Annotated in this window: 26 protein-coding genes and 1 tRNA gene; 22 read left to right on the forward strand and 5 right to left on the reverse strand. The window is 65.4% G+C overall.

Annotation, left to right across the window (positions count from 1 at the left end):
• The first annotated feature begins 23 nt into the window (after nt 1-23).
• From ACFSM0_RS02480 to ACFSM0_RS02500, 5 genes are all read left to right on the forward strand, one after another.
• Entirely contained in the window at nt 24-518 is a 495-nt protein-coding gene (locus ACFSM0_RS02480; RefSeq protein ID WP_377386651.1) for a flagellar basal body-associated FliL family protein, read from the forward strand.
• 11 nt (nt 519-529) lie between these two features.
• A complete protein-coding gene (locus ACFSM0_RS02485; protein ID WP_377386654.1) occupies nt 530-940 on the forward strand; it encodes a hypothetical protein in 411 nt (136 codons plus the stop codon).
• Nucleotides 937-1,578 (forward strand): MotE family protein, encoded by a 642-nt coding sequence (locus ACFSM0_RS02490; RefSeq protein WP_377386657.1) that lies wholly within the window; start codon nt 937-939, stop codon nt 1,576-1,578. The genes ACFSM0_RS02485 and ACFSM0_RS02490 overlap by 4 nt, the downstream gene beginning before the upstream one ends.
• 61 nt (nt 1,579-1,639) lie before the next feature.
• A complete protein-coding gene (gene motA / locus ACFSM0_RS02495; RefSeq protein WP_377386659.1) occupies nt 1,640-2,509 on the forward strand; it encodes a flagellar motor stator protein MotA in 870 nt (289 codons plus the stop codon).
• Nucleotides 2,506-4,866: a hypothetical protein gene (locus ACFSM0_RS02500; protein WP_377386662.1), complete on the forward strand. Its 2,361-nt coding sequence runs from the start codon at nt 2,506-2,508 to the stop codon at nt 4,864-4,866. Before motA ends, ACFSM0_RS02500 begins: the two co-directional genes overlap by 4 nt.
• Before the next feature lie 81 nt (nt 4,867-4,947).
• Here ACFSM0_RS02500 and ACFSM0_RS02505 read toward each other — a convergent pair whose 3' ends face one another.
• The gene (locus tag ACFSM0_RS02505) at nt 4,948-6,270 is read right to left on the reverse strand and encodes a FliI/YscN family ATPase (RefSeq protein ID WP_377386665.1); all 1,323 of its coding nucleotides are present in this window, start codon (nt 6,268-6,270) and stop codon (nt 4,948-4,950) included.
• Nucleotides 6,271-6,382: 112 nt separating this feature from the next.
• On the opposite strand from ACFSM0_RS02505, the gene ACFSM0_RS02510 reads away from it, so the two are divergent.
• Genes ACFSM0_RS02510 through ACFSM0_RS02550 form a run of 9 tightly spaced genes read left to right on the forward strand, consistent with a single transcriptional unit; the run spans nt 6,383 to nt 11,026 of the window.
• Complete coding sequence (locus ACFSM0_RS02510; protein WP_377386668.1) at nt 6,383-6,769, forward strand: FlgB family protein; 387 nt, start codon at nt 6,383-6,385, stop codon at nt 6,767-6,769.
• 5 nt (nt 6,770-6,774) lie between these two features.
• A complete protein-coding gene (flgC, locus tag ACFSM0_RS02515) occupies nt 6,775-7,167 on the forward strand; it encodes a flagellar basal body rod protein FlgC (RefSeq protein WP_377386671.1) in 393 nt (130 codons plus the stop codon).
• Nucleotides 7,168-7,186: 19 nt separating this feature from the next.
• Entirely contained in the window at nt 7,187-7,480 is a 294-nt protein-coding gene (fliE, locus tag ACFSM0_RS02520; RefSeq protein ID WP_377386674.1) for a flagellar hook-basal body complex protein FliE, read from the forward strand.
• Between the two features lies 1 nt (nt 7,481).
• The gene (locus tag ACFSM0_RS02525) at nt 7,482-7,748 is read left to right on the forward strand and encodes a flagellar biosynthetic protein FliQ (protein WP_377386677.1); all 267 of its coding nucleotides are present in this window, start codon (nt 7,482-7,484) and stop codon (nt 7,746-7,748) included.
• A gap of 4 nt (nt 7,749-7,752) precedes the next feature.
• Nucleotides 7,753-8,469, forward strand: coding sequence for a flagellar hook-basal body complex protein (locus tag ACFSM0_RS02530; RefSeq protein ID WP_377386680.1), 717 nt, complete (start codon nt 7,753-7,755; stop codon nt 8,467-8,469).
• A gap of 12 nt (nt 8,470-8,481) precedes the next feature.
• Nucleotides 8,482-9,267, forward strand: coding sequence for a flagellar basal-body rod protein FlgG (flgG, locus tag ACFSM0_RS02535; RefSeq protein ID WP_377386683.1), 786 nt, complete (start codon nt 8,482-8,484; stop codon nt 9,265-9,267).
• A complete protein-coding gene (flgA, locus tag ACFSM0_RS02540) occupies nt 9,267-9,704 on the forward strand; it encodes a flagellar basal body P-ring formation chaperone FlgA (RefSeq protein WP_377386686.1) in 438 nt (145 codons plus the stop codon). Before flgG ends, flgA begins: the two co-directional genes overlap by 1 nt.
• Before the next feature lie 11 nt (nt 9,705-9,715).
• On the forward strand, nt 9,716-10,441 hold the full coding sequence (gene flgH, locus ACFSM0_RS02545; RefSeq protein ID WP_377386688.1) for a flagellar basal body L-ring protein FlgH: 726 nt from the start codon (nt 9,716-9,718) through the stop codon (nt 10,439-10,441).
• Between the two features lie 9 nt (nt 10,442-10,450).
• Complete coding sequence (locus ACFSM0_RS02550; RefSeq protein WP_377386691.1) at nt 10,451-11,026, forward strand: flagellar basal body-associated FliL family protein; 576 nt, start codon at nt 10,451-10,453, stop codon at nt 11,024-11,026.
• A gap of 63 nt (nt 11,027-11,089) precedes the next feature.
• Here ACFSM0_RS02550 and ACFSM0_RS02555 read toward each other — a convergent pair.
• The 4 genes from ACFSM0_RS02555 to ACFSM0_RS02570 form a co-directional block, all read right to left on the reverse strand.
• Nucleotides 11,090-11,165, reverse strand: a tRNA-Thr gene (locus tag ACFSM0_RS02555).
• A gap of 43 nt (nt 11,166-11,208) precedes the next feature.
• Complete coding sequence (locus ACFSM0_RS02560; protein ID WP_377386694.1) at nt 11,209-12,660, reverse strand: heme biosynthesis protein HemY; 1,452 nt, start codon at nt 12,658-12,660, stop codon at nt 11,209-11,211.
• 10 nt (nt 12,661-12,670) lie between these two features.
• Nucleotides 12,671-13,909, reverse strand: a complete 1,239-nt coding sequence (locus ACFSM0_RS02565; protein ID WP_377386697.1) for a COG4223 family protein — start codon at nt 13,907-13,909, stop codon at nt 12,671-12,673.
• 75 nt (nt 13,910-13,984) lie between these two features.
• Complete coding sequence (locus ACFSM0_RS02570) at nt 13,985-14,710, reverse strand: uroporphyrinogen-III synthase (protein ID WP_377386700.1); 726 nt, start codon at nt 14,708-14,710, stop codon at nt 13,985-13,987.
• A 94-nt stretch (nt 14,711-14,804) separates the two neighbouring features.
• On the opposite strand from ACFSM0_RS02570, the gene tsaD reads away from it, so the two are divergent.
• From tsaD to ACFSM0_RS02610, 8 genes are all read left to right on the forward strand, one after another.
• The gene (gene tsaD / locus ACFSM0_RS02575; RefSeq protein WP_377386702.1) at nt 14,805-15,899 is read left to right on the forward strand and encodes a tRNA (adenosine(37)-N6)-threonylcarbamoyltransferase complex transferase subunit TsaD; all 1,095 of its coding nucleotides are present in this window, start codon (nt 14,805-14,807) and stop codon (nt 15,897-15,899) included.
• A complete protein-coding gene (locus ACFSM0_RS02580) occupies nt 15,896-16,852 on the forward strand; it encodes an NAD(P)H-dependent glycerol-3-phosphate dehydrogenase (protein WP_377386704.1) in 957 nt (318 codons plus the stop codon). The genes tsaD and ACFSM0_RS02580 overlap by 4 nt, the downstream gene beginning before the upstream one ends.
• A 1-nt stretch (nt 16,853) precedes the next feature.
• Nucleotides 16,854-17,123 carry a YciI family protein gene (locus ACFSM0_RS02585; RefSeq protein WP_377386706.1) on the forward strand — a complete coding sequence of 90 codons (270 nt, stop codon included), beginning with the start codon at nt 16,854-16,856 and terminating at the stop codon, nt 17,121-17,123.
• On the forward strand, nt 17,123-17,542 hold the full coding sequence (locus tag ACFSM0_RS02590; protein WP_377387174.1) for an EVE domain-containing protein: 420 nt from the start codon (nt 17,123-17,125) through the stop codon (nt 17,540-17,542). Before ACFSM0_RS02585 ends, ACFSM0_RS02590 begins: the two co-directional genes overlap by 1 nt.
• Before the next feature lie 374 nt (nt 17,543-17,916).
• Nucleotides 17,917-18,579, forward strand: a complete 663-nt coding sequence (locus tag ACFSM0_RS02595) for a sirohydrochlorin chelatase (RefSeq protein ID WP_377386708.1) — start codon at nt 17,917-17,919, stop codon at nt 18,577-18,579.
• Between the two features lie 111 nt (nt 18,580-18,690).
• A complete protein-coding gene (locus ACFSM0_RS02600) occupies nt 18,691-19,725 on the forward strand; it encodes a substrate-binding domain-containing protein (protein ID WP_377386711.1) in 1,035 nt (344 codons plus the stop codon).
• Between the two features lie 58 nt (nt 19,726-19,783).
• Nucleotides 19,784-21,244 (forward strand): phosphate ABC transporter permease subunit PstC, encoded by a 1,461-nt coding sequence (gene pstC / locus ACFSM0_RS02605; protein WP_377386713.1) that lies wholly within the window; start codon nt 19,784-19,786, stop codon nt 21,242-21,244.
• The coding region (locus ACFSM0_RS02610) for a PstA family ABC transporter permease (protein WP_377387176.1) at nt 21,241-22,280 on the forward strand (1,040 nt) is incomplete at its 3' end. The genes pstC and ACFSM0_RS02610, both read left to right, overlap by 4 nt.

The raw sequence follows: 22,280 nt of genomic DNA on the forward strand, positions 1-22,280 counted from the left end.
GAACGAAGAAATCGGGAACCGCCATGGCTGACACAGATGCTGCAGGCGAAGAAGCGCCAAAGAAGAAATCGAAACTGCCCCTGATCATCGGGCTGGTGCTGATGCTCCTGTTCGGGGGCGGGGCATTTTACGCTCTCTATTCCGGCTTGATCCTCGCCCCGCCTCCGGCGGAAGGCGAAGCTGCCGCGCATGAAGCCGTGCCCGAAGCACCGCCGATGCCGCAGGTTGCTTTTGTGGCGCTCGACCCGATGGTGATGTCGCTCGCGGCGGGCAATGCCCGGCATCTGCGCTTTGCCGCGCAGCTCGAAGTGCCGATCGCCTACCAGGGCGAGGTGGAGCTGCTCAAACCGCGGGTGATGGATGTGCTCAACGGCTTTCTGCGCGCGGTGGAACTGCGCGAGCTCGAAGATCCGTCCGCGTTGATGCGGCTGCGCGCGCAAATGCTGCGCCGGGTGCAGGTGGTTGTCGGTGAAAACCGCGTCAATGACCTGCTGATTATTGAATTCGTGATGAACTGAGGGAGTGGGAGATGCAGTATATTGCCGATATCCTGATGGGGCTGGGGGCGCTGGGCGCCACCATCTATTGCATGATTCTGGGGCGCCGCCTGAAGCGGTTCAACCAGCTTGAAAACGGCATGGGCGGGGCGATTGCCGTGCTCTCCGCGCAGGTTGACGACATGACCAAGGCCCTCAACCGTGCGCAAAATGCCTCTGCAAACTCTGCCGATCAGCTCAAGGGGCTGACCGAGCGCGCCGAGCAGGCCGCGCAACGGCTCGAATTGCTGATGGCGACAATGCAGGAACGCCCGGCCGCGCCCGCGCCCGCTCCGGTCGCCCCTGTGGCGCCGGTGGCGCCGGTCGCCGTTGAGCCCGATCCGCGCCGCGCCCGCGTGCTGCGCCGCCGCAGCCGCACCTCGGATCTGGAGGCCGCGGAATGAAACCCGCCAAGGCCGCGCCGGCCAGCCCGGCGCCCAAACCACCCGCCAAGGCCGCAGCGCGCAAGATCCGCCGCCGTCTTGGCCGCGGCAGCCTGGTGCTGATTGCCACGCTCTTTGCCACGTCAGGCATGATCCGCTTTGGCTCCGGCATCGCGGAAGCCTTCGCCACCGGGTCCGAATCGTCCCAAGAGGCCGCCCCTCCCGCGGCCGGGGCCGAATGCGTCACCGAGCCGGGCGTGCTGATGATGCTGCAGGAAGTGCAGGCGCGCGAAAAGAAACTGGCCGAGCGCGAAAAGCTTCTCACCGACCGCTCGCAGGCGATCGGCATGGCGGAAAAGCGAATCGAACAACGCCTCGCCTCGCTTGTCGAGGCGGAACAGAACCTCTCCAAGACCGTGACGATTGCCGACGAGGCCGCCGATCAGGATGTGGCGCGGCTCGTGACCGTTTATGAAAACATGAAACCGAAGGAAGCCGCACCGCTCTTCTCGGCGATGGCGCCCGACTTTGCGGCCGGGTTCCTGACGCGCATGCGCCCGGATGCCTCTGCCGCGGTGATGGCCGCACTCGATCCGCAGGTCGCATATTCGATCTCGGTGATCATGGCCGGCCGCAATGCCGGCGCGCCTCAGAAGTGAGTCGCAGAAACTTTGTTAATCCAACTCTGAGAGAGTTGCTCCGGATCAATGGAGAACGGAAATGATCGGCATTGTTGGCATCGTGATCATCTTCGGGATGGTGTTTGGCGGCTATATTGGTGGCGGCGGCGAGATGGGCCCGGTGATCGAGGCTCTGCCCTTCGAGATGATCACCATCGGTGGGGCCGCGCTTGGCTCCTTCGTGCTCGCCAATGACCTGCCCTCAATCAAGCACACGGTCAAAGATGTCGGAAAGGTATTCAAGGGCGCCAAATGGAAGCCCGCCGATTACCGCGACCTGTTGTGCCTGATGTTCGAGCTGATCCGGCTTGCACGACAAAACCCGGTGGCGATCGAAGAACATATCGAAGATCCGCACAATTCGAGCATCTTCGGCAAATACCCGAAAATCGTCTCGGATCATGAGGCGGTGGAAATGATCTGCGACACGATGCGCTCGGCTTCGATGAACTACGACGACCCCCATCAGGTCGAAGAGGTGCTCGAAAAGCAGCTTGAGGCAAACTTTCATCACGCGATGCACTCAAGCCACGCAATCCAGACCGTCGCCGACGCGCTCCCCGCACTGGGCATCGTGGCCGCCGTGCTCGGCGTGATCAAGACCATGGGCTCGATCGACCAGCCGCCGGAGATCCTTGGCGCGATGATCGGCCACGCGCTCGTCGGAACGTTCCTTGGCGTGTTCCTCGCCTATGGTTTTGTGGCCCCCTTCGCCTCGCGCATCGGCGGCGTGGTGACGGAGGATTCGCATTTTTACAAGCTGATCCGCGAAGTGCTGGTGGCCAACCTGCACAACCACGCCACCAATATCTGTATCGAAGTGGGGCGCCAGAACACGCCCCATCACATCCGCCCGAGCTTCTCGGATCTTGAAGAGGCGCTCAAGGCGGTCAAATCGGAGGCGGCATGAGGTTTCTCGCCCTTTTTCTGGCCGGGCTTCTGGCATTGGCCAGCCCGGGCGCCGCCCAGCAGATCGACGTGCGTTCGGGCGAGCATGACGGCTTCTCGCGGCTCGTGTTCATGTTCCCTCCCGGCACCGGCTGGAGCACGGAACGTGTCGAGGGCGGGTATCGGCTGGAAACCGAGACGCCGCGGCGTTTTGATCTGACCAATGTGTTTCGGCTGATCCCGAAAAACCGGATCCGCGCCGTGACTGCCGATGTCAACGCGCGCTCGGTCTTTATCGAGACCGGCCCGGACGTGCATCTTGAATCGTTCCAGTTGCCGATCGGTGCGGTCGTGATCGACATTGCCGACGGTGCCGATACGACGCCAGTTGCCGCCGCCGGGATGCAGCCCGGCCCGGTGCCGCAGGCGCGCTCTTACCTGCCAACGCCCAATCAGGGCTATCTGGATCTTTATTGGGCTGGCCGGGAGGCCGCGCCGCAACCCGGCCCGCAACCCGCGCCGGAAGTTTCTGCGGCGCAGGTGATCCCGACCACGCCCAGAACCGCGCCCGCGTCCGAGCCCGAGCCCACGCGGCTCAATCGGCCTGATGCACGCATCGACGCCGCCGAACTCGCCCTCATCGACCAGCTTGGCCGGGCCGCCTCGCAGGGGTTGATCACCATGCAGATGCCCGCCGCCCGGCCTGAAAACGGGCAGGCGGAACCGCATGGGGAGACACAGGCGCACGAGCCCCCCGAACACGCCGCCGCCGAGCCCTCGACCCCGGACCATGCACCCGCGCCCGACGCCGAACACAGCACCGCGCCCGCGACCTCGGAAGAGGCGCTTGCGCTGCAATCCGAAACCGTGATCGACCGCGACATGGCCGCGCTTTTCGATGCCGACCGGCTCACCGAACTTGGCAACAGCTGCCCGCCGGACCGGAGCTACGACCTTCAATCCTGGTTGAGCGATGCGCCCCCGGTGCAACAGATCTCCGAAGCACGCCGCGATCTGCTCGAAGAATTCGACAAGCCGCGCGCGGAAGCGCTCGACCATCTCGCACAAGTCTATATCGCGCTCGGCTTCGGGGCCGAGGCGCGCATGATTTATCCGTCCTTCGGCCTGGAGATCCCGGCACGGATCGAGGCACTGGCCGATCTGGTCGATGGACGCCAGCCAAAACCGCGGCCCGAATTCGCGGCGCAAATCTCCTGCAACGGCAAGGTTGCGCTCTGGTCCCTGCTCGCCATGCCCGAAGCGCCCGCGAAAGCGATGGTCAACTTCGGGGCTGTGGTGCGCGCCTATGCCGCGCTGCCCGGCGACATCCGCAACCTGATCGGCCCGCAACTCAGCGCCCGGCTGATCGAGGTGGGCGCGCCCGATGTGGCGGAAACGGTGCGCTCGATGCTGGCCCGTGCGCCGGTGGACAACGCCACCGCGCTTGACGTGATCGACGCGCATATCGACCTTTCGGAAGGCAAGACCGCAGCCGCGACCGAACGGCTCGACCGGGTGGCAAAATCCGGCAGCGAGACCGCCGCCGAGGCACTCGCGCTCTCGATCGAAACGAAGCTCGCCGAGGGCGCCGCGATTACCGAAGCCGATGTGGACAATGCGAGCGCCTTGAGCCTGCAACTGCGCGGCAGCCCGCTTGGCGATCAGCTCACCCGCGCCACGATTCTGGGCGAGGGCTCGACGGCAAAATTCAAGGATGCCTTCCGCGCGCTGAACAATTGGGATGCGTCTCAAGATAGCAAACTTCGCGACCGGACCCGCAACGATCTGGTGGCGATGCAGGCAAAGCTTCCCGATGACAAGCTCTTCATTGAGACCTTTTTCCGCCATCGCAACGAGTGGAGCCCCGAGCAGCTTGACCCGGCGGTGCAGGTCGCGCTGGCGGACCGGCTCGCGCGGATCGGGTTCTGGATCTCGGCGCGCACGGTGATCGCACCCGAAACCCGCGGCACGCCTCCCGGGCGGATGGCGCTCGCCCGCGCGGCCCTTTCCGGCCATGATGCCGCCGCCGCCTATTCCCACCTGCTCGGCCTTGAGGGCGAGGATGCGGCGCTTTTGCGCGGCGAGGCCCTCAGCCTTCTTGGCCGCCACGACAGCGCCGAACAGGCTTATGCCGAGGCGGGGGATACCGCCGCCCAGACCGAGGCAGCCTGGCGCGCGGGCGATTGGAACCATATCGCCGATTCGGGCTCGGAGACGCAAAAGAAGTTTCTGGCCCTGTTTGAGGATCAGGCCGCCACGGCAGGTGCCACAGGGGGCGCAACCGCCGGCCCGATCGCCGAAGCGAATGATCTGCTCGCCCGGAGCGAGGCCGAACGGGCCGCTTTTGCCAAGCTGATGGAAGATCTGCGCGACAAGTGATGCCCCGCCAGGCATTAAAGTGAAAAGGCCCGGCGCTTGTGCCGGGCCTTTTGGTCTTCGTCACGGATGTTTCGCACCAGCTCATCCGGCTGCGGCAAGCGCCCGTGCAAGCCGCGAGAAGCTGGCCGCGACACGGTCGGGTGCATCTTGTGCGATGAAGGCGTCGAGCGCGGGCCAGACCCGGATCGCCGCATCAACCACCGGGTCGCTGCCCGTCGCATAAAGCCCCGCCTGAATCATCATCTCGGCACGGTCATAGGCGCCCAGAAGCTTGCGCGCCTTGGCAATGAGCGCATTCTCGGCCGGGTTCGCCGCATCGGGAAGCGAGCGCGAGACCGAGCGCAAAAGATCAATCGCCGGAAAGCGCCCGCGCTCGGCAATCGAGCGGTCCAGCACCACGTGGCCGTCGAGCGTGCCGCGCAGGATGTCGGCCACCGGCTCTTCCATATCCGAGCCCGCAACCAGCACCGAAAAGACCGCCGTGATCGCCCCCGTGCCCTCGGGACCGGGGCCGGAACGCTCGGCAAGCGACATGATCTGGTGCGCGGTCGAGGGCGGATAGCCGCGCAGGCTCGGCGGTTCGCCGCCCGCCAGTGCCACTTCCCGGTGCGCCTCGGCAAAGCGGGTGACACTGTCGGCCAGAAACAGCACATGTTTGCCCTGATCGCGGAAATGCTCGGCCACCGACATCGCGGCCCAACCGCAACGGCGGCGCACCAGCGGCGACTGGTCGGAGGTGGCGGCCACGATCACCGCGCGCGCCATCCCCTCCGGGCCCATCGTCTTCTCGACGAATTCGCGCAGCTCGCGGCCCCGTTCGCCAATGAGCGCAATCACCACCACATCGGCCTGCACGCCCTTTGCGAATTTGGCCAGAAGCGAGGATTTGCCGACACCCGACCCCGCAAAAAGGCCGATCCGCTGGCCCTGCACCAAGGGAAGGAGAGTGTTGAAAACATCGAGCCCGGTTTCGACCCGACCGCCGAGTCGGCCACGGGTGGCGGCGGCGGGCGGGGCAGAGCGGACATTGCGCTCGACCGGGCCGCGCAGAAGCGGGCGGCCATCGAGCGGGCGGCCAAACGGATCGACGATGCGCCCGACCCAGGAATCATCCGGCGCGATCCCGGCCTGACCGAGAATTTCCACCCGGTCCCCGATGGCGATGCCTTCCACCGCGCCATCGGCCAGAAGCGTGACGCCCCCGCGGCTCAGCGCAATCACTTCGGCATCAAAATGCCCGCTCGCGCGCGTGTGGATCTGCGCGCGGTCCCCCAATGTTGCGCGCGTGGTCAACCCGCTGACCAGGATCGTGCCCTGCCCGACCTCGAACACGCGGCCAACCGGATGGACAGCGCCCACCTCGGCGATTTCCGCCTGCAACATCTCCAAACCGCCAAGCGCCATTCTGGCCTCCCAAGCTTATGGTTTCGGACATCTCTCCATGCCCGTCTTCTCGAAACTGTTTTTAAACGATTCTCCCTTAATCCTTGGTTGATAGCTCGGAGGAGAAACCCCGATGTTCGAAAAACTCGAAGTCTTCCAGATGGCGCAGTCCATGGCGCAAACAGCCGCCCTGCGCGAAAGTGCGATCGCGACGAATATCGCCAATGCCGATACCCCCGGGTATCGCTCGCGCGAGGTTGCATCGTTTGAAGAAACGTATCGCAGCGATCATGGCGAAGCCATGCGTGCGACCCGGTCGGGCCATCTGGGCGCCGACGGGCATTACAGCGTCGAAGTCACCGAGAGCGAGCAGACCGGTGCGGCCTCGCCCGATGGCAACAACGTCTCGATCGAAGACGAGATGGTGGCCGCGGCGAACACCAAGCGCCAGCATGATCTTGCGCTCGCAATCTACAAATCCTCGCTGGGCGTGCTGCGCTCCAGCCTTGGCCGGAGCTGAGGCAGATGGGCGATTTTACCAATACTCTTTCGGTTTCCGCTTCCGGGCTGAAGGCGCAGTCGATGCGCCTGCGCCATGTGTCGGAAAACATCGCGAACGTCGACACCCCCGGCTACCACCGCAAGGTGACCAGCTTCGAGGAAGTGGTGTCGCAAGAGAACGGAGCGACCGAGGTGCAACTCGGCCCCGTGCAACTCGACCAGAAGGATCTGGCGCGGATCTACGATCCCAACAGCCCGCTGGCCGATGACAATGGCTACTACGACGGCTCGAACGTCGATCTGGTGGTCGAAATCGCAGACGCGCGTGAAGCGCAACGCAGTTACGAGGCGAACCTCAAGATGTTCGATCAGACCCGGCAGATGTCTGCCGCGCTGCTCGATCTGCTGCGTCGTTAAAACCTGAAGGAGGTCCAGAATGGACATCAAATCTTCGACTGCCGCCCTGGGCTATACCCAGGCGCGTTCCGCCGCTGCGCCGCAAGCGGGCTCCGGCTCTTCCGACCAAAGCGCGCTGGGCAATCTTGCCACGAGCTTCCTCGACACGATGAATCAGAGCGAGGAAACCGCCAAATCCGCGATGCTCGGCAATGCCGATCCGCATGCGCTGGTGCAGGCGCTCGCCCAGACCGAGCTTGCGGTCGAGACCGCCGTCACCGTGCGCAACAAGGTCGTCGAGGCCTATCAGGAAATCCTGCGGATGCCGGTGTGACATGGAAGACATCGTCTTCTTCGACACGATGCGCGAGGGCCTGTGGATCGCGGTGATGATCTCCGCGCCGATGCTGGTCGTCGCGCTCATCGCCGGGGTCACCATCGGCCTGTTTCAGGCCCTGACCTCGGTGCAGGAAATGACTCTGACCTTCGTGCCGAAGGTGGGGGCCATGCTCGTCGTGTTCTGGGTGTCGATGTCGTTCATGTCGGAAACGCTCGTCAACTTCTACACCGCTCGAATCATCCCGCTGATCATCGGACTCTGAGCCCATGGACAATTCCATCTATGCCGCCCTGTCGCGCCAGTCGGGACTGATGCGGGAAATGCAGGTGGTGGCCAACAACATGGCCAACATCTCCACCACCGGGTTCCGCCGCGAAGGCGTGCTGTTCTCCGAATACGTCGATTCGCTCGACGGTGAGCAACCCTCGCTGTCAATGGCCTATGCCAACGGACGGATCGTCGATTTTGCGCAAGGGCCGCTCGCCAATACCGGCAATGCGCTCGATTTCGCAATCGAGGGCGACGGCTATTTCATGATCGAGACGCCCGAGGGCAACCAGCTCACGCGGGCAGGCAGCTTCCTGCGCTCGCCCGATGGCGAGCTGGTCACGCCGGATGGCTTTCGCGTGCTCGACACCGGCGGCACCGCGATCTTCGTGCCCGCCGATCAAGGCGAGATCGCGATGTCCGAAGACGGGACACTCTCGATCAACGGGGCGCCGCTCGCGCAGATCGGGCTCTACCTGCCCGAGAACGCGAACAATGTCAGCCTGCAGGCCGGCACCCGCTTTACCGTGCCCGATGGCACCCGGCCCGCCGAAACGGCGCGGGTGATGCAGGGGTTCGTGGAACAGTCGAACGTCGATCCGGTGTCGGAAATCTCGCGGATGATCGAGGTGCAGCGGGCCTATGAGTTGGGCCAGAACTTCCTTGACCGCGAAGACCAACGCATCCGTGGCGTCATCTCGACGCTCAGCAAGTAACAGGAGAGAGCCATGCGCGCCCTGCAAATCGCCGCCACCGGGATGAGCGCCCAGCAAATGCGGGTCGAGGTCATCTCGAACAACCTCGCCAACATGTCGACCACGGGCTACAACGCCCGCCGCGCCGAATTTGCCGATCTGATGTATCAACAGGCCACCCGCCCCGGCACCGTGACCGCCAACGACGGCACGATCGTGCCCGCCGGTGTGCAGCTCGGCCTTGGCGTGCGCCCGACGGCCGTGAGCGTCACGCTTGCGCAGGGCTCGCTCAGCGCGACCGGCGGCGATCTCGACATCGCGATCGACGGGCCGGGCTACTTTGAGGTGACGCTCCCCTCTGGCGCCTCCGCCTACACCCGTGACGGCGGCTTCAAGCGCTCTGCCGATGGCGACGTCGTCACCTCGGATGGCTATCCGCTTGTTCCCGGCATCACCATCCCCCCCGATGCCAAGACCATCGCCATCAACGCCAATGGCGACGTCTATGCCTATTTCACCAATCAGGTGCAGCCGACCCAGATCGGCTCGATCACGCTGGCGGGCTTCACCAACGAAAAGGGTCTTGAGGCGATCGGCTCGAACAACTTTCTCGAAACCGAAGCCTCCGGGCCGCCCGCGGTCTCCACCCCCGGCGTCGATGGGCTCGGCACGCTGCGTCAGGGCTATCTGGAAGAGAGCTCGGTCGATGCGGTGCGCGAGATCACCGAGCTGATCAAGGCGCAGCGCGGCTACGAGATGAACGCCAAGGTCATCACCGCCGCCGATGAAATGCTCTCGGCCACCACGCAGGTGCGCTGATGAAACCGCTCGCGCTTGCCCTCTTTGGCGGCCTTTGCGCCAGCTTCGCCTTCATCTCTGTGGCGGAGGCGGGCTCGGTGGTGACGCTGCGCACGCTGCGCGCGCAAAGCGTGATCGGCCCCGAAGATGTGATCCTCTCCGAAGAGGATGTGCCCGGTGCGCTTGCCGATGTCGGGCAGGTGATCGGGCTTGAGACCCGCTCGATCCTCTATCCCGGCCGGCCGATCTATGCGGGCGATCTGGCCCCGCCCGCAATCGTCGATCGAAACCAGACCCTGCCGCTCACCTATAACCGCGGCACGCTGAGCATCCAGACCGAAGGCCGCGCGCTCGACCGTGGCGCAATCGGCGATTCGATCCGGGTGATGAACCTGAGTTCCAAGACCATTGTCTTTGCCACGATCGGTGCCGATGGCGCCGGCCATGTCCAACCTTGAGAGAAGTTTTCATGCGTCCTGCCCTGATCGCCCTTGTCGCCCTGTCCGTCGCGAGCTGCGGCCGCCTCGAGCAGGTTGGCCGCGCCCCCGATTTCACCCCGGTCGAAAGCAGCAATGAATTTTACGCCATGAGCGCGCAGCCGATGCCGGAAGAGGCAGGCCGTCGCACCGCCGCGCAGGAAGCCTCGCTCTGGTCGGGCAACCGCGGCTCGCTTCTGGGCGACCGGCGCGCGGCGACGCGCGGAGACATTCTCACCGTCGTGATCGAGATCGACGACAAGGCGGAAATCTCCAACAGCACCGACCGCTCGCGCTCCAGCTCGGATACGATGGGCATTCCGCAGATGTTCGGCATCCCGCAACGGCTCGACCGGCACCAGCCCACGGGCGCCTCGATGGCGAACGCCTATGAGACCACCTCCGACTCCTCCTATGCCGGAGATGGCTCCGTCGCCCGCAAGGAAAAGCTGACGCTGCGTGTTGCCGCCACCGTGCTCGACCGGCTGCCCAATGGCGTGTTGCGCATTCAGGGCAACCAGGAGGTGCGGGTAAACTTCGAGGTGCGCGAGCTTGTCGTGACCGGCTTTGTGCGCCCCGAGGATGTGAGCCGGCAAAACGAGATCACCTATGACAAGATCGCCGGCGCGCGCATTTCCTACGGTGGCCGCGGTCAGATCACCGATGTGCAGCAGCCGCGCATCGGCCAGCAGGTTGCCGATATCTTGCTGCCGTTCTGAGGACTTGCCATGCTGAGAAAAATCCTTCCGATCCTGCTCGCATTGATCGGTCTCGCCGGAGGCGGGGCAGCGGGGTATTTCCTGCGCCCGCCACCGCCCGAACCCGAGGTCGCCGCCGAAGGCGCGGCTCCGGCGGAAGGCGGCCATAGCGCCCCCGCCGAGGGCCACGCGGCCCCCGCCGAACATGGCGCCCCCGCCGCGGGGCATGGCGAAAGCGGCGGGCACGGCGAAGGCGAGGGAGAAGGAGCCCTGCCCACGACCGAGTTCGTCAAGCTCAACAACCAGTTCGTTGTGCCGGTGGTGCGGGGCGGCAAGGTCGCCTCGCTGGTCGTGCTGTCGCTCAGCATCGAGGTCACGCTCGGCGGCACCGAGAAGGTCTATGCCGCCGAGCCGAAGATCCGCGACACGCTGTTGCAGGTGCTCTTTGACCACGCGAATGCCGGTGGCTTCGACGGTGCCTTCACCGACACGGCCACCATGGCCGAGCTGCGCCGCACCATGCTTGAGGCGGTGCGCACGATCCTCGGCGACATGGCGCTGACAGTGCTGATCTCGGATATCGCGCGGCAGGATTCCCAGATCTAGCCCCCCGCCAAGCGGGAGCCAAAATGAAACGGCCGGACCCGAAGGTCCGGCCGTTTTTTAATCTGGTGCCGGTGAAGGGACTCGAACCCCCGACCCCATCATTACGAATGACGTGCTCTACCAGCTGAGCTACACCGGCGTGATGGCGGGCAACTAGCACGCCATCGCAGGGATGTGTAGCCCTATTTTTCGCCTTTTTCCGCGGCTTCTTCGGCATCCGGGGGGGTGATGTCGAAAGCGGCCTCGGCCTTCGGCTTGCCCGCCCCCACGATCAGGGGCAGCATTTCCGCGCCATTGGGCAGCGGCACGCCACCGCTCGTCGGTTCGCGCCAGCTCAGCGTATCAAAGCCGCCGCAATTGTCGCAGACCGGAGCCCATTCCGCCTGAATGTTCTGGCATTTGTCGCAGCACCATTGCTTGCCGCGCGGCGCCGTCACCGCGCGCGTCAGCCAGCCGCGCACCACCGCCTCATCTTCGCCCTCGCCGCGCTCGATCGCGGCCATCAGGGTGAGCGTGCGGGTGGTCGGATGCGTTTCGGCAAGGGTGCCGAGCGCCCGGCGCGCCGCCGGGAAATCTTCCGCGGCGATGCTGAGTTCGGCGCGCAGAAGCTTCGTTTCCTCGTGGTCGGGCCGCAGCGAGAGCAATTTCTCGAAACGGGCGAGCCGCTCGGAGGCCGATTCAGAGGGTTCGAGCGCGGCATAGACCGAGGCCAGATCGGGGTGCGGCTGCGCCTCCCAGGCCTTCAGCAGCACCCGCGTTGCCGCCTTGGTGTTGCCCTGATCGGCATAGGCCTTGGCGGCCATCGCCGCAGCAGGGATGAGATCGGGCGACGACTTGTTCGCCGCAATCGCCGCCTCGCGTGCCTCGAGCGAGGAATCCTTGTCGAGCACGACGCGGGCTTCCTGCAGCGCGAGCACCGCATCGCGGCGCTTGTGCACATCTTTCGGGATCTCGCCCTGCCGCATCTTGGCCAAGAGCACGTCGCGCGCGCCTTTCCAGTCGCCCGATTCGGTTTGCAGCTTGAACAGCGTATTCTGCACTTCGGGGTGTTTGGGGTTCAGCGCAAAGGCCTTTTGTGCCAGTTTCAGCGCGGTATCGGTATCGCCATCGGTGAGCTTTTGCGTCAGCAGGCCGCGAATACCCACAAAGCGCGTGCGCGGGTCCGAGAGCATGCGGCGGTACACCGTTTCCGCCCGGCGCTGGTCGCCGTTCATCTCGGCCGCCTGCGCGGTGAGCAGGTTCGTCAGGTCGGGCCGGCGCAGATAGCGTTCCGCCTTTGCCGCCTTGGACATCGCCAGCCGCGCCTCCCCCGAGGCAATCGCCAGCATCCCCTCGGCCAGCGCCTGATAGCCCTTGCGCTCGCGGTTGCGGTCGAAATAGCGGCTGATCGCGGTTTCATCGCCGGTCACAAAGCGCAGGAAGGCAACGATGAAGCCAACCACCTTGAACACGACCCAAAGCACCGCAACAACGATCAGAAGCAAGATCACCGCCTGCAGCGCGCCGAAGTTGAACTCCTGCCCAAGCGCGACGATGCGGATCGCCTCACCCGAATCGGAGAGCGCCGCAGCGCCCATCGCCAACCCGGCGACGATGAGCAGAAACAGCGCGATTTTGACAAAAGACCAGATCATCGCCATCACCTCATTGCACGGATTGGGCCAGTTCGGAGATGGCGGCCTGGGCCGTCATGCGGGCCTCCACCATCGCTTTCCAGGACGTCATTTCAGCCTGCGCCTGTTCGGGCAGGGCCGCGAGTTCGGCCACGGCCGTCTCGAATTTGGAATCATCGACCGCGGCTTGCGCCCGCGAGAGCACGGCATCGGGCGAATTGCCCTCCCGCGCGGTGAGCGAGCGCGCGCCCGTCTGCGCCAGAAGGAAGGTGCCAAGCTTGCCCATCACGCTGTCACCGGCATCGACCTTGCGCGCCACCGCCAGGGCGGCCCGGGCCGCATCGGGGAAGGTTTCTTGCAGCATCGCCGCCGAAGGCACCTCGGATTTCAGCGCCGCAGGCACGGTCATGCCCGCCGCCTCAACCTCGGCCACGGGGCGCGCGAGCGGGGCGCCGGTGTCAAACGCGGCAGCAACCCGCGACACCGCCGCCTGTTTGATCGCGCGTTGCGCGGCGGCTTCGGTCTCGGCACGCATCTTCGCCGCTTCGGCCTCGGCCTCGGCGATCCGCGCCTTCGCCTCGGTGGTCGCGGCATCAAGCTGCTGCTGCGTCGCATACATGGGCGATTTCTTCATGTCTTCGCGCATCTGCACGAGTTCCGCTTTCAGCGCGTCGATCTCTGCCTGAGCCGTCTCGTTGCCCGCGCTTTCCACTGCGGAAAGCTTGGCGGAAAGGTCGGCCACCTGCGCCTCAAGCGCGGCCACATCGGGCCCGGCCTCAGGCGCCTGCGCGAGCTTCGCCTCAAGCGCGGTGATTTTTTTGTCCTGCGCGGCAATCGCCTCTTCAAGCGCGCGCGCGCCACCCCCCGCGGGCAAAATTTTCTCCCGCAGATCGGCAGGCATGTTCGGCAGCGCGCCAAGGGTCACGCCCGCGCCGATCACGGCGGCAATCACACCGCCCAAAACGACCGAAAGGCCCCGCCGTTTTGGCGGCGGCTCGGGCTTTTTCGGTGCCACGGGGGCCGGGGCTTCTTCTGCGGCGGTTTCCGGTTCGGGGGCCGAGGGATCTTGCACCAGCGTCATCTCGGGCCGTGATTCGCCCGCCTCCGCCGCAGCGGCGCTCTCGTCGACGACAATCGCCTCTTCGATGCCCGCATCCTCTGCCGCCCCCGCCGCTTCCGCTGGCGTCTCTTCTTCTTTGGAAGGGATTTCAGGGTCTTGAGCAGAGGTGGCTGCGGTGGTTTCCGTCTCGTCCGTTTCCGGTTTCGCCATGGCCATTCCTCCTGTCCGCGCAAAAGCGCGTCACATCTTCGATCGCGGGCAGTCTATTGGTCGCACCGGCGAGGCTCAACCGGAACTGTCTCGCATCAGTGCGACAAGAATGTCGAGAAGCGCTTCTGCCGAAGGTTTCGCCGCCACGCGCATCTCTGTGCGCGGAAGTCCGGCACAGGCCTCGGCGGCCGCGGGCGAAATCGCCGCCAACCTCAGTTTTGCCCGCGCCTCGGCCCCCACCTCGGCCAGAAGCCGCCCGCTGTTGGGCGAGAAAACCGGCACCAGAACCGGCTCTGGCCTGGCCAGCAGCGCCAAGAGTTCGGGCGCGGGCGGCTGCGGCATTTGTGCATAAACCACGGCCTCGCGCACCACGCGCCCTGCCTGCGTGAGACGTTCGGCAAGCGGAAAGGCGGTGTCCGAGCCACGCGCATGGAGCAGCGCGCCCGGATCGGGCGCTGTTAGGATCATCGGCAAAAGCGTCTTGGCATCGGGGGCAACAAGAGCGACCTCAAAGCCCGCCCGGGTGAGCGCCTGCGCCGTGCGCTCGCCCACGCAATAGACCGGCTTGCCCGCCAGAGCAGGCGCCGCAGCCACCGGCGCCACGGCGGATTCAGAGGTAATGATGAGCGCATTTGTCGCAGGCAGATCTGCCCCGGTGGGCTCGATCTCCATCAAGGGCGCAATCGTCACCGGCCAGCTTTCATCCCCCAGCCGCGCCCGGAACTGCCGCGCAAAGCGCGCAGACCCCGCGCGCGGGCGGGTCAGCAACAGGGGCGGGCGAAAGGCGGGATCTTCACGCATGAGGGCCTCGGGTTGTGCGATGCCTGCCTCGGTGTTACCTGCGATGAGACGCCCTTGCAACAAAGCCCCCCGAAAGCCCCTGCGGCAAAACCACATGACCGAAGCGCTCACCTTTCTCGGCATTGAATCAAGCTGCGACGATACCGCCGCCGCCGTCGTGCGGGCCTGGCCGGACCGCGCCGAGGTGCTGGCCTCGGTGGTTGCGGGGCAGGTGGCGCTGCACGCGCCCTATGGCGGCGTGGTGCCCGAGATCGCGGCACGGGCGCATGCCGAAAAACTCGATACCTGCGTCGAGGCGGCACTGGCCGAGGCCGGGCACACGCTGGCCGATCTCGATGGCATCGCGGTCACGGCGGGGCCGGGGCTCATCGGCGGGGTGATGTCGGGGGTGATGTGCGCGCGGGGCCTTGCGGCGGGCTCGGGGTTGCCGCTTGTGGGGGTGAACCATCTCGCAGGCCATGCGCTCACGCCCCGGCTCACCGATGCGCTCGCCTTCCCCTATCTGATCCTTCTCGTCTCGGGGGGGCATTGCCAGTTCCTGATCGCGCGCGGGCCGGAGAGTTTTCAGCGCCTCGGCGGCACGATCGACGATGCGCCGGGCGAGGCCTTTGACAAGACGGCGAAGCTTCTGGGCCTGGCCCAACCGGGCGGCCCCTCGGTCGAGGCAGAGGCGTTGACGGGCAACCCGAAAGCCTTCCCCTTCCCGCGCCCGCTCTTGGATCGGCCCGGCTGCGACATGTCCTTTTCCGGGCTGAAGACAGCCCTTTTGCGTGCCCGCGATGCCGAGGTGGCGGCGCATGGCGGGCTTTACCGCCAGACCCGTGCCGATCTTTGTGCCGCGTTCCAGCAAGCCGTTGCCGACGTGCTGGCCGATAAGACCCGCCGCGCGCTGAAAGCCTATCTGGCGGAGGCGCCCGAGGGGCCCGCCCTCGCGGTGGCGGGCGGCGTGGCCGCGAACCGGCAGATCCGCTCAAGCCTTGAGGCCGTTTGCGCCGAGACGGGCGTGCGCTTCACCGCACCGCCTTTGAAGCTCTGCACCGACAATGCCGCGATGATCGCTTTTGCGGGCATCGAACGGTTCCGCGCCGGCACTGCGACAGCGGCAGACCTTGTCGCCCGCCCGCGTTGGCCCCTTGATCAGACCGCACCCGCGATGCTGGGCGCGGGCAAAAAGGGGGCGAAGGCATGAAGGTTGCGGTTCTGGGCGCGGGCGCTTTTGGCACGGCTTTGGCAATCTCGCTGTCGCAAACGGGGCCGGTCGCGCTTTGGGCACGTGAGGCCTCTCATGCCGCCGAAATGGCCGCGCGCCGCGAAAATGCCCGCCGCCTGCCCGGCGCCCCCCTGCCCGAAGCGTTGAACATCAGCGCCGACCTCGCCCGCGCCAGCGCGGCGGAGGTGCTGCTGCTCGCCATGCCGATGCAGCAGATGGGGGGCTTCCTTGCCGCCCACAGCACACGCCTTGACGGCAAAATCCTCGTTTCCTGCTCGAAGGGGATCGACCTTGCGACCGGGCAGGGCCCGATCGCGCTGATCGAGGCCGCCTGCCCCGGCGCACGCGCCGCAGTGCTGACGGGCCCGAGCTTTGCCGCCGACATCGCCCGCGGCCTGCCCACGGCACTGACGCTCGCCACCCGTGCCGATGCGCCAGACCTTCAGGCGCGCCTGTCCACCCCCACGCTGCGGCTCTATCGCACCACCGATACCGTGGGGGCCGAACTCGGCGGCGCGCTGAAAAACGTCATCGCCATCGCCGCCGGTGTGGTGATCGGCGCGAAGCTTGGCGATTCTGCCCGCGCCGCGCTGATGACCCGCGGCTTTGCCGAAATGAGCCGGCTCGCGCTCAAACTCGGCGCCCGCCCCGAAACGCTCGCCGGGCTCTCGGGCTTTGGCGATCTGGTGCTTACCTGCACCTCGGCGCAATCTCGCAACTTCCGCTTTGGTCAGGCGCTGGGCTCGGGCGCGGCTTTTGATGCGGCCATCACTGTCGAGGGCGCCGCCACCGCGCGCGCCGCGATGGAGCTGGGCCTGCGCCACGGCATCGAGATGCCGATCACCGCGATGATCGCCGCGCTCGTGGGCCGCGAACTTTCTGTTTCCGACGCCGTCTCGGCGTTGCTCTCTCGTCCGCTCAAGGAGGAATGACATGCTTTACGCCGTGATCTGCCGTGACAAGGAAGGGGCGCTGCAAACCCGGCTCGACACCCGCGCCGCGCATCTCGCCTATATCGAGAAAACCGGGGTCGTGAAGATGGCGGGGCCGTTCCTGAGCGCGGGGCAGATGTGCGGCTCGCTTGTGATTGTCGAATGTGACAGCCTTGACGCTGCGCAAGCCTGGGCGGCGGGCGATCCCTATGCCGCGGCCGGGCTCTTTGAGAGCGTGAGCGTGCAGGAATGGAAAAAGGTGATCGGCTGATGGCGAAATGGCTCTTCAAATCGGAGCCGAACGTCTGGTCCTGGGACATGCAGGTGGCCAAGGGCGACGTGGGCGAGGAATGGCACGGCGTGCGCAACTACATGGCGCGCAACAACATGCGTGCGATGCAGCTGGGCGATCAGGGCTTCTTTTATCATTCCAACATCGGCAAGGAGATCGTCGGCATTGTCGAGGTCTGCGCGCTTTCCCACCCCGATTCCACCACCGATGACCCGCGCTGGGATTGTGTCGATATCCGCGCGATCCGTCCGCTCGCCCGCCCGGTGACGCTGGCAGAGGTGAAGGCCGATCCGCGGTTGAGCAAGATGGCGCTTGTCACCTGCATGCGGCTCTCGGTGCAGCCGGTGACGGAAGAGGAATGGCAGATGGTCTGCGAACTCGGCGGCGTCGCGCCCTGAGGGCAGAGGCGGCAAGCCGCCCACGGCAAGCGCCGCGCGCAAAAACGGGAAACCGAAAAAAAGCGGAGGGCCCCGGCACCCCTACCAGGACCCTCCTCACCCCACGCGGTCCCCTACGCACCACACGTGAAACTGTAAATTCGGGTTCTGGCCGTCCTGGCCGGTAGGTTTGTTCTAGGGGAAGCCACGATTCTCCGCAACCGATTACTTCTGAAAATGTGACGCATTTCCAAGGGCTTGCGCTTACAGCTCGTTAACACTTACGCGCAAACCGGAGCCAAAATACCGGCGTGACGCGATCAAGCGCCCGGAAAACAGGGCAAATTTTCACACCGCGCTCTTGCCGTCCGGTCGCGTCGCGTTAGGCTTTGCGCATGAAAAACGCCCTGATCGTTGCCCATGGTTTTCCTTCGGACCCGCTTCCCGCGGACCGCGCGCTCAAGGCGCTCGCCGCGCGGGTGAATGCGGCCCTGCCGGATTGGCAGATCGGCGCGGCCACGCTTGCCCAGCCCGGCGCGCTTCGCGAGGCTCTTGCCGCGCAACCGCAGGCCCCGATCTACCCGTTTTTCATGGCAGAGGGCTGGTTCACCAAGGTGCAACTGCCCCGGCGGCTCGCAGAGCTTGGCCATACCGCGCCGATTCTGCCGCCCTTTGGCCGCGACCCGGCCCTGCCACAGCTTGTCGCAGAGACGATTTCTGCCACAGGTTGTGGGGTGGTGATTCTGGTCGCCCATGGCTCTCAGGCGGCGCGCAGCTCTCGCGACACCACCGAGGCATTGGCGCGCGCCCTGGCCGAGCTTTTGCCGCAACACCACCTTGTGCTGGCCTTCCTTGAAGAGGAACCGCATCTGCGCCTTGTTGCGAGCCATCATCGTGATGCGCTCTGCCTGCCGCTTTTCGCGCTGCGCGCAGGCCATGTGGCTCAGGACATTCCAAAATCGCTCGCCGAGGCGGGCCATCGCGGCCCGCTTCTGCCCGCAATCGGCGAGAATGCCGCCGTGCCCGCCCTGATTGCCGCGGCAATGGCGCGCGGCTGATCCGTCCGGTTGTCATATAACTGTCATGTATTTTTTGCATTAGCGTCATGGGGCGGGCCTAAGCCGAGCGCCGAGGCCAGATCGGCCCGCAATGACATTCAGGAGTGATCCATGAACACCGCGAAAATCGGCGTCTCGGCGCTGGCCATCCTGGCCGCTTCCACCGCTGGTGCGCTTGCCCGCGACCAGATCCAGTCGGCCGGTTCCTCGACCGTGCTGCCCTATGCCACCATCGTTGCCGAAGCCTTTGGCGAAAACTTCGACTTCCCGACCCCGGTCGTGGAAGGCGGCGGTTCGGGCGCGGGCCGCAAGAAGCTCTGCGAAGGCGTGGGCGAAAACACCATCGACATCGCGAACTCGTCGAGCCGCATCAAGCAATCCGACATCGACACCTGCAAAGCCAATGGCGTCGACGAAATCATGGAAGTCCGCATCGGCTATGACGGCATCGTCTTCGCCTCGGATATCAACGGCGTGGACTTCGCCTTCACCCCCGCCGACTGGTACAACGCCCTCGCCGCGCAGGTGATGAAGGACGGCGCGCTCGTCCCGAACACCGCGAAAACCTGGCACGATGTGAACCCGGATCTGCCGGAGCAAGACATCCTCGCCTTCATCCCGGGCACCAAGCACGGCACCCGTGAAGTGTTCGACATCAAAGTGCTGGAAGCGGGCTGCAAGGCCACCGGCGCGGAAGAAGCCTTTGTCGCCGCCATGGGCGAAAAAGACGGCGAGAAAGCCTGCCTCGCGCTGCGCACCGACGGCACCTCGGTCGACATCGACGGCGACTACACCGAGACCCTCTCGCGCCTCGACGCCAACAAGAACGCGATCGGCGTGTTCGGCCTGTCGTTCTACCAAAACAACACCGACAAGCTGCGCGTCGCCACCATGTCGGGCATCGTTCCCTCGACCGAAACCATCGCCGACGGCACCTACCCCGTCTCGCGTCCGCTCTACTTCTACGTGAAGAAAGCGCATCTCGGCGTGATCCCGGGCCTGCAGGAATACATCGACTTCTTCGTCTCCGACGAAATGGCCGGCCCGAACGGCCCGCTCGCGGCCTATGGCCTCGTGTCGGACCCGGAACTGGCCGCGACCCAGGCGATGGTTGCCGCCGGCACCCCGATGGGCCCGCTGAACTGAGCCAAACCTTCCCGGGTGGCGCCTTCGGGCGCCACCTTTCCCTTGACCGGATCTTGCCATGACCATCGGCCTTCTCGCGGCTCTCGTGCTTGTTCTCGCCATCGGCGGCTTCATCCTCGGGCGCATGCGTGCGCTGAAGTCGGCCAAGGGAGACCTCCGCAAACTTCATTCCCTCCCCGGATATTACGGCCAGACGGTGGCGTTGTTCACCGCCGTGCCCGCCTTCCTGCTGATGGCGCTCTGGCTTCTCGCGCAACCCGCGCTGATCGAAGCCCGCGTCACCCAGATGCTTCCCGCCTCCGAACTGCCCGAGGGCGCCAATATCGGCCTTGTCATGAGCGACGTGCGCCGGATCGCCGAGGGGCTGGACCTCGTGATCGCGCGGGGGCGCCTGAGCGAGGATGACATCGCCACCATGCGCGCCGATCTGAGCGACATCCGCTCGCGCATGGCCGATGTTGGCGTGGCGCTTGGCTCGAATGTCAAACCGGTCGTGTTTCAGGCCGCCAAGGAATACCGCACGCTCAACACCCTCGCCCATACCGGCATGGTGATTGCGGTGCTCGCCATCGCGCTTGCCGGGTTCGGCTTTGCAATGCTGCGCATCCGCCCCGAGTTCCGCGCCCGCAACGTTTCGGAATCGTTCGTCAAGGTGCTCCTGATTGGCGCCTCGCTTGTCGCCATCGCCACCACTGTCGGCATCGTGCTCTCGCTCGTGTTTGAAACGGTGCACTTCTTCCAGCTCTATCCGGCGGCGGATTTCTTCTTCTCGCTGACATGGAACCCGAAATTCGGCGGCGGTTCCGATCTCGGCATCTGGCCGCTGATCTGGGGCACGCTCTATGTCTCGCTGATTGCGCTTGCCGTCGCCGTGCCGGTCGGCCTTTTTGCCGCGATCTACCTTGCCGAATATGCCTCCAAAAAGGTGCGCGCGATTGCCAAGCCGCTGCTTGAGGTGCTCGCCGGCATCCCGACCATCGTGTACGGTCTCTTTGCGCTGATCACGGTCGGCCCGATGCTGCGCGACTATTTTGCCCAGCCGCTCGGGATCGGCTCCTCCTCCTCCTCGGTGATGACCGCGGGCCTCGTGATGGGGATCATGATCATCCCCTTCGTCTCCTCGCTCTCGGATGACATCATCAACGCGGTGCCGCAAAGCCTGCGCGACGGCTCCTATGGCCTTGGCGCCACGCAATCGGAAACGATCAAGCAGGTGATCATGCCCGCAGCACTGCCCGGCATCGTCGGTGCGATCCTGCTCGCCGCCTCGCGCGCCATTGGCGAAACGATGATCGTGGTGCTCGGCGCGGGCGCGGCGGCAAAGCTTTCGGTCAACCCGTTCGAGGCGATGACCACGGTGACGGTCAAGATCGTCTCCCAGCTCACCGGTGACACCGAATTCGCCTCGCCCGAAACCCTCGTTGCCTTTGCGCTCGGCCTGACGCTCTTCGTCTTCACGCTGGTGCTCAACATCATCGCGCTGATCATCGTGCGCAAATACCGCGAGCAATACGAATGACACTGGCAGATTTCTCCCAACACCGTCCCTCGCTCTACACCAAGGACGCCCGCACCAAGGCCCGCAACGCCGCCGAAAAGCGCTTCCGCGTCTATGGCATTGTCGCCGTCGGGATCGGCGTTCTGGCGCTGATCGTGCTGCTCTCCTCGGTGCTCGGCTCCGGGCTTGGGGCGTTCCGGCAGACCATGCTGAGCCTGCCCGTCACGCTTGACGCCAAGCTCCTCGACCCGAAGGGCAACCGCGACCCGGCGGATCTCGCCAAGGCGACCACGATCACCTATGGCAAGCTCCTCTCGCAGGCGCTTGAGGCAGCGGTGACAGAAAAGGGCCTCGCCCCCGAGGGCATGAAAACGAAAGATATCGGCGCGCTGATCTCCAAGGAAGCGCCCGCGATCTTGCGCAATCAGGTGCTCGCCAACCCCGATCTGATCGGCACCACGATCGACTTCGAGGCGCTGGCAGGGGGCCGGATCGACGGCTTCTTCAAGGGCCGGGTGACGATGGAAAGCGCCGCGCTCGACAGCAACGTCTCCCCCGCCCAGCTTGAACTGGCGCAGGCGATGCGCGACGCGGGCATGATCAAGCTCGCGCTGAACCCCTCCTTCATCACCAACCCCGATGCCTCCGAGCTGCGCCCGGAATCGGCGGGGCTGGGCGTGGCGATCCTCGGCTCGGCCTATATGATGGTCATCGTGCTGGTGCTCTCGCTGCCGATCGGCGTTGCCGCCTCGATCTATCTGGAGGAATTCGCGCCGCAAAACCGCTTCACCGACCTCATCGAGGTGAATATCGCCAACCTCGCCGCGGTGCCCTCGATCGTGTTCGGCATCCTCGGCCTTGCGGTCTTCATCAACTTCGCGGGCATGCCGCAAAGCTCGCCGCTGGTGGGGGGGCTCGTGCTCACGCTGATGACGCTGCCCACGATCATCATCGCCACCCGCGCCGCGCTGAAAGCCGTGCCGCCCTCGATCAAGGATGCCGCGCTCGGCGTCGGCGCCTCGAAGATGCAAACGATCTTCCACCATGTGTTGCCGCT

Origin of the sequence: Rhodobacter lacus (assembly GCF_042683065.1) — a bacterium.
Lineage (GTDB): Bacteria > Pseudomonadota > Alphaproteobacteria > Rhodobacterales > Rhodobacteraceae > Rhodobacter > Rhodobacter lacus.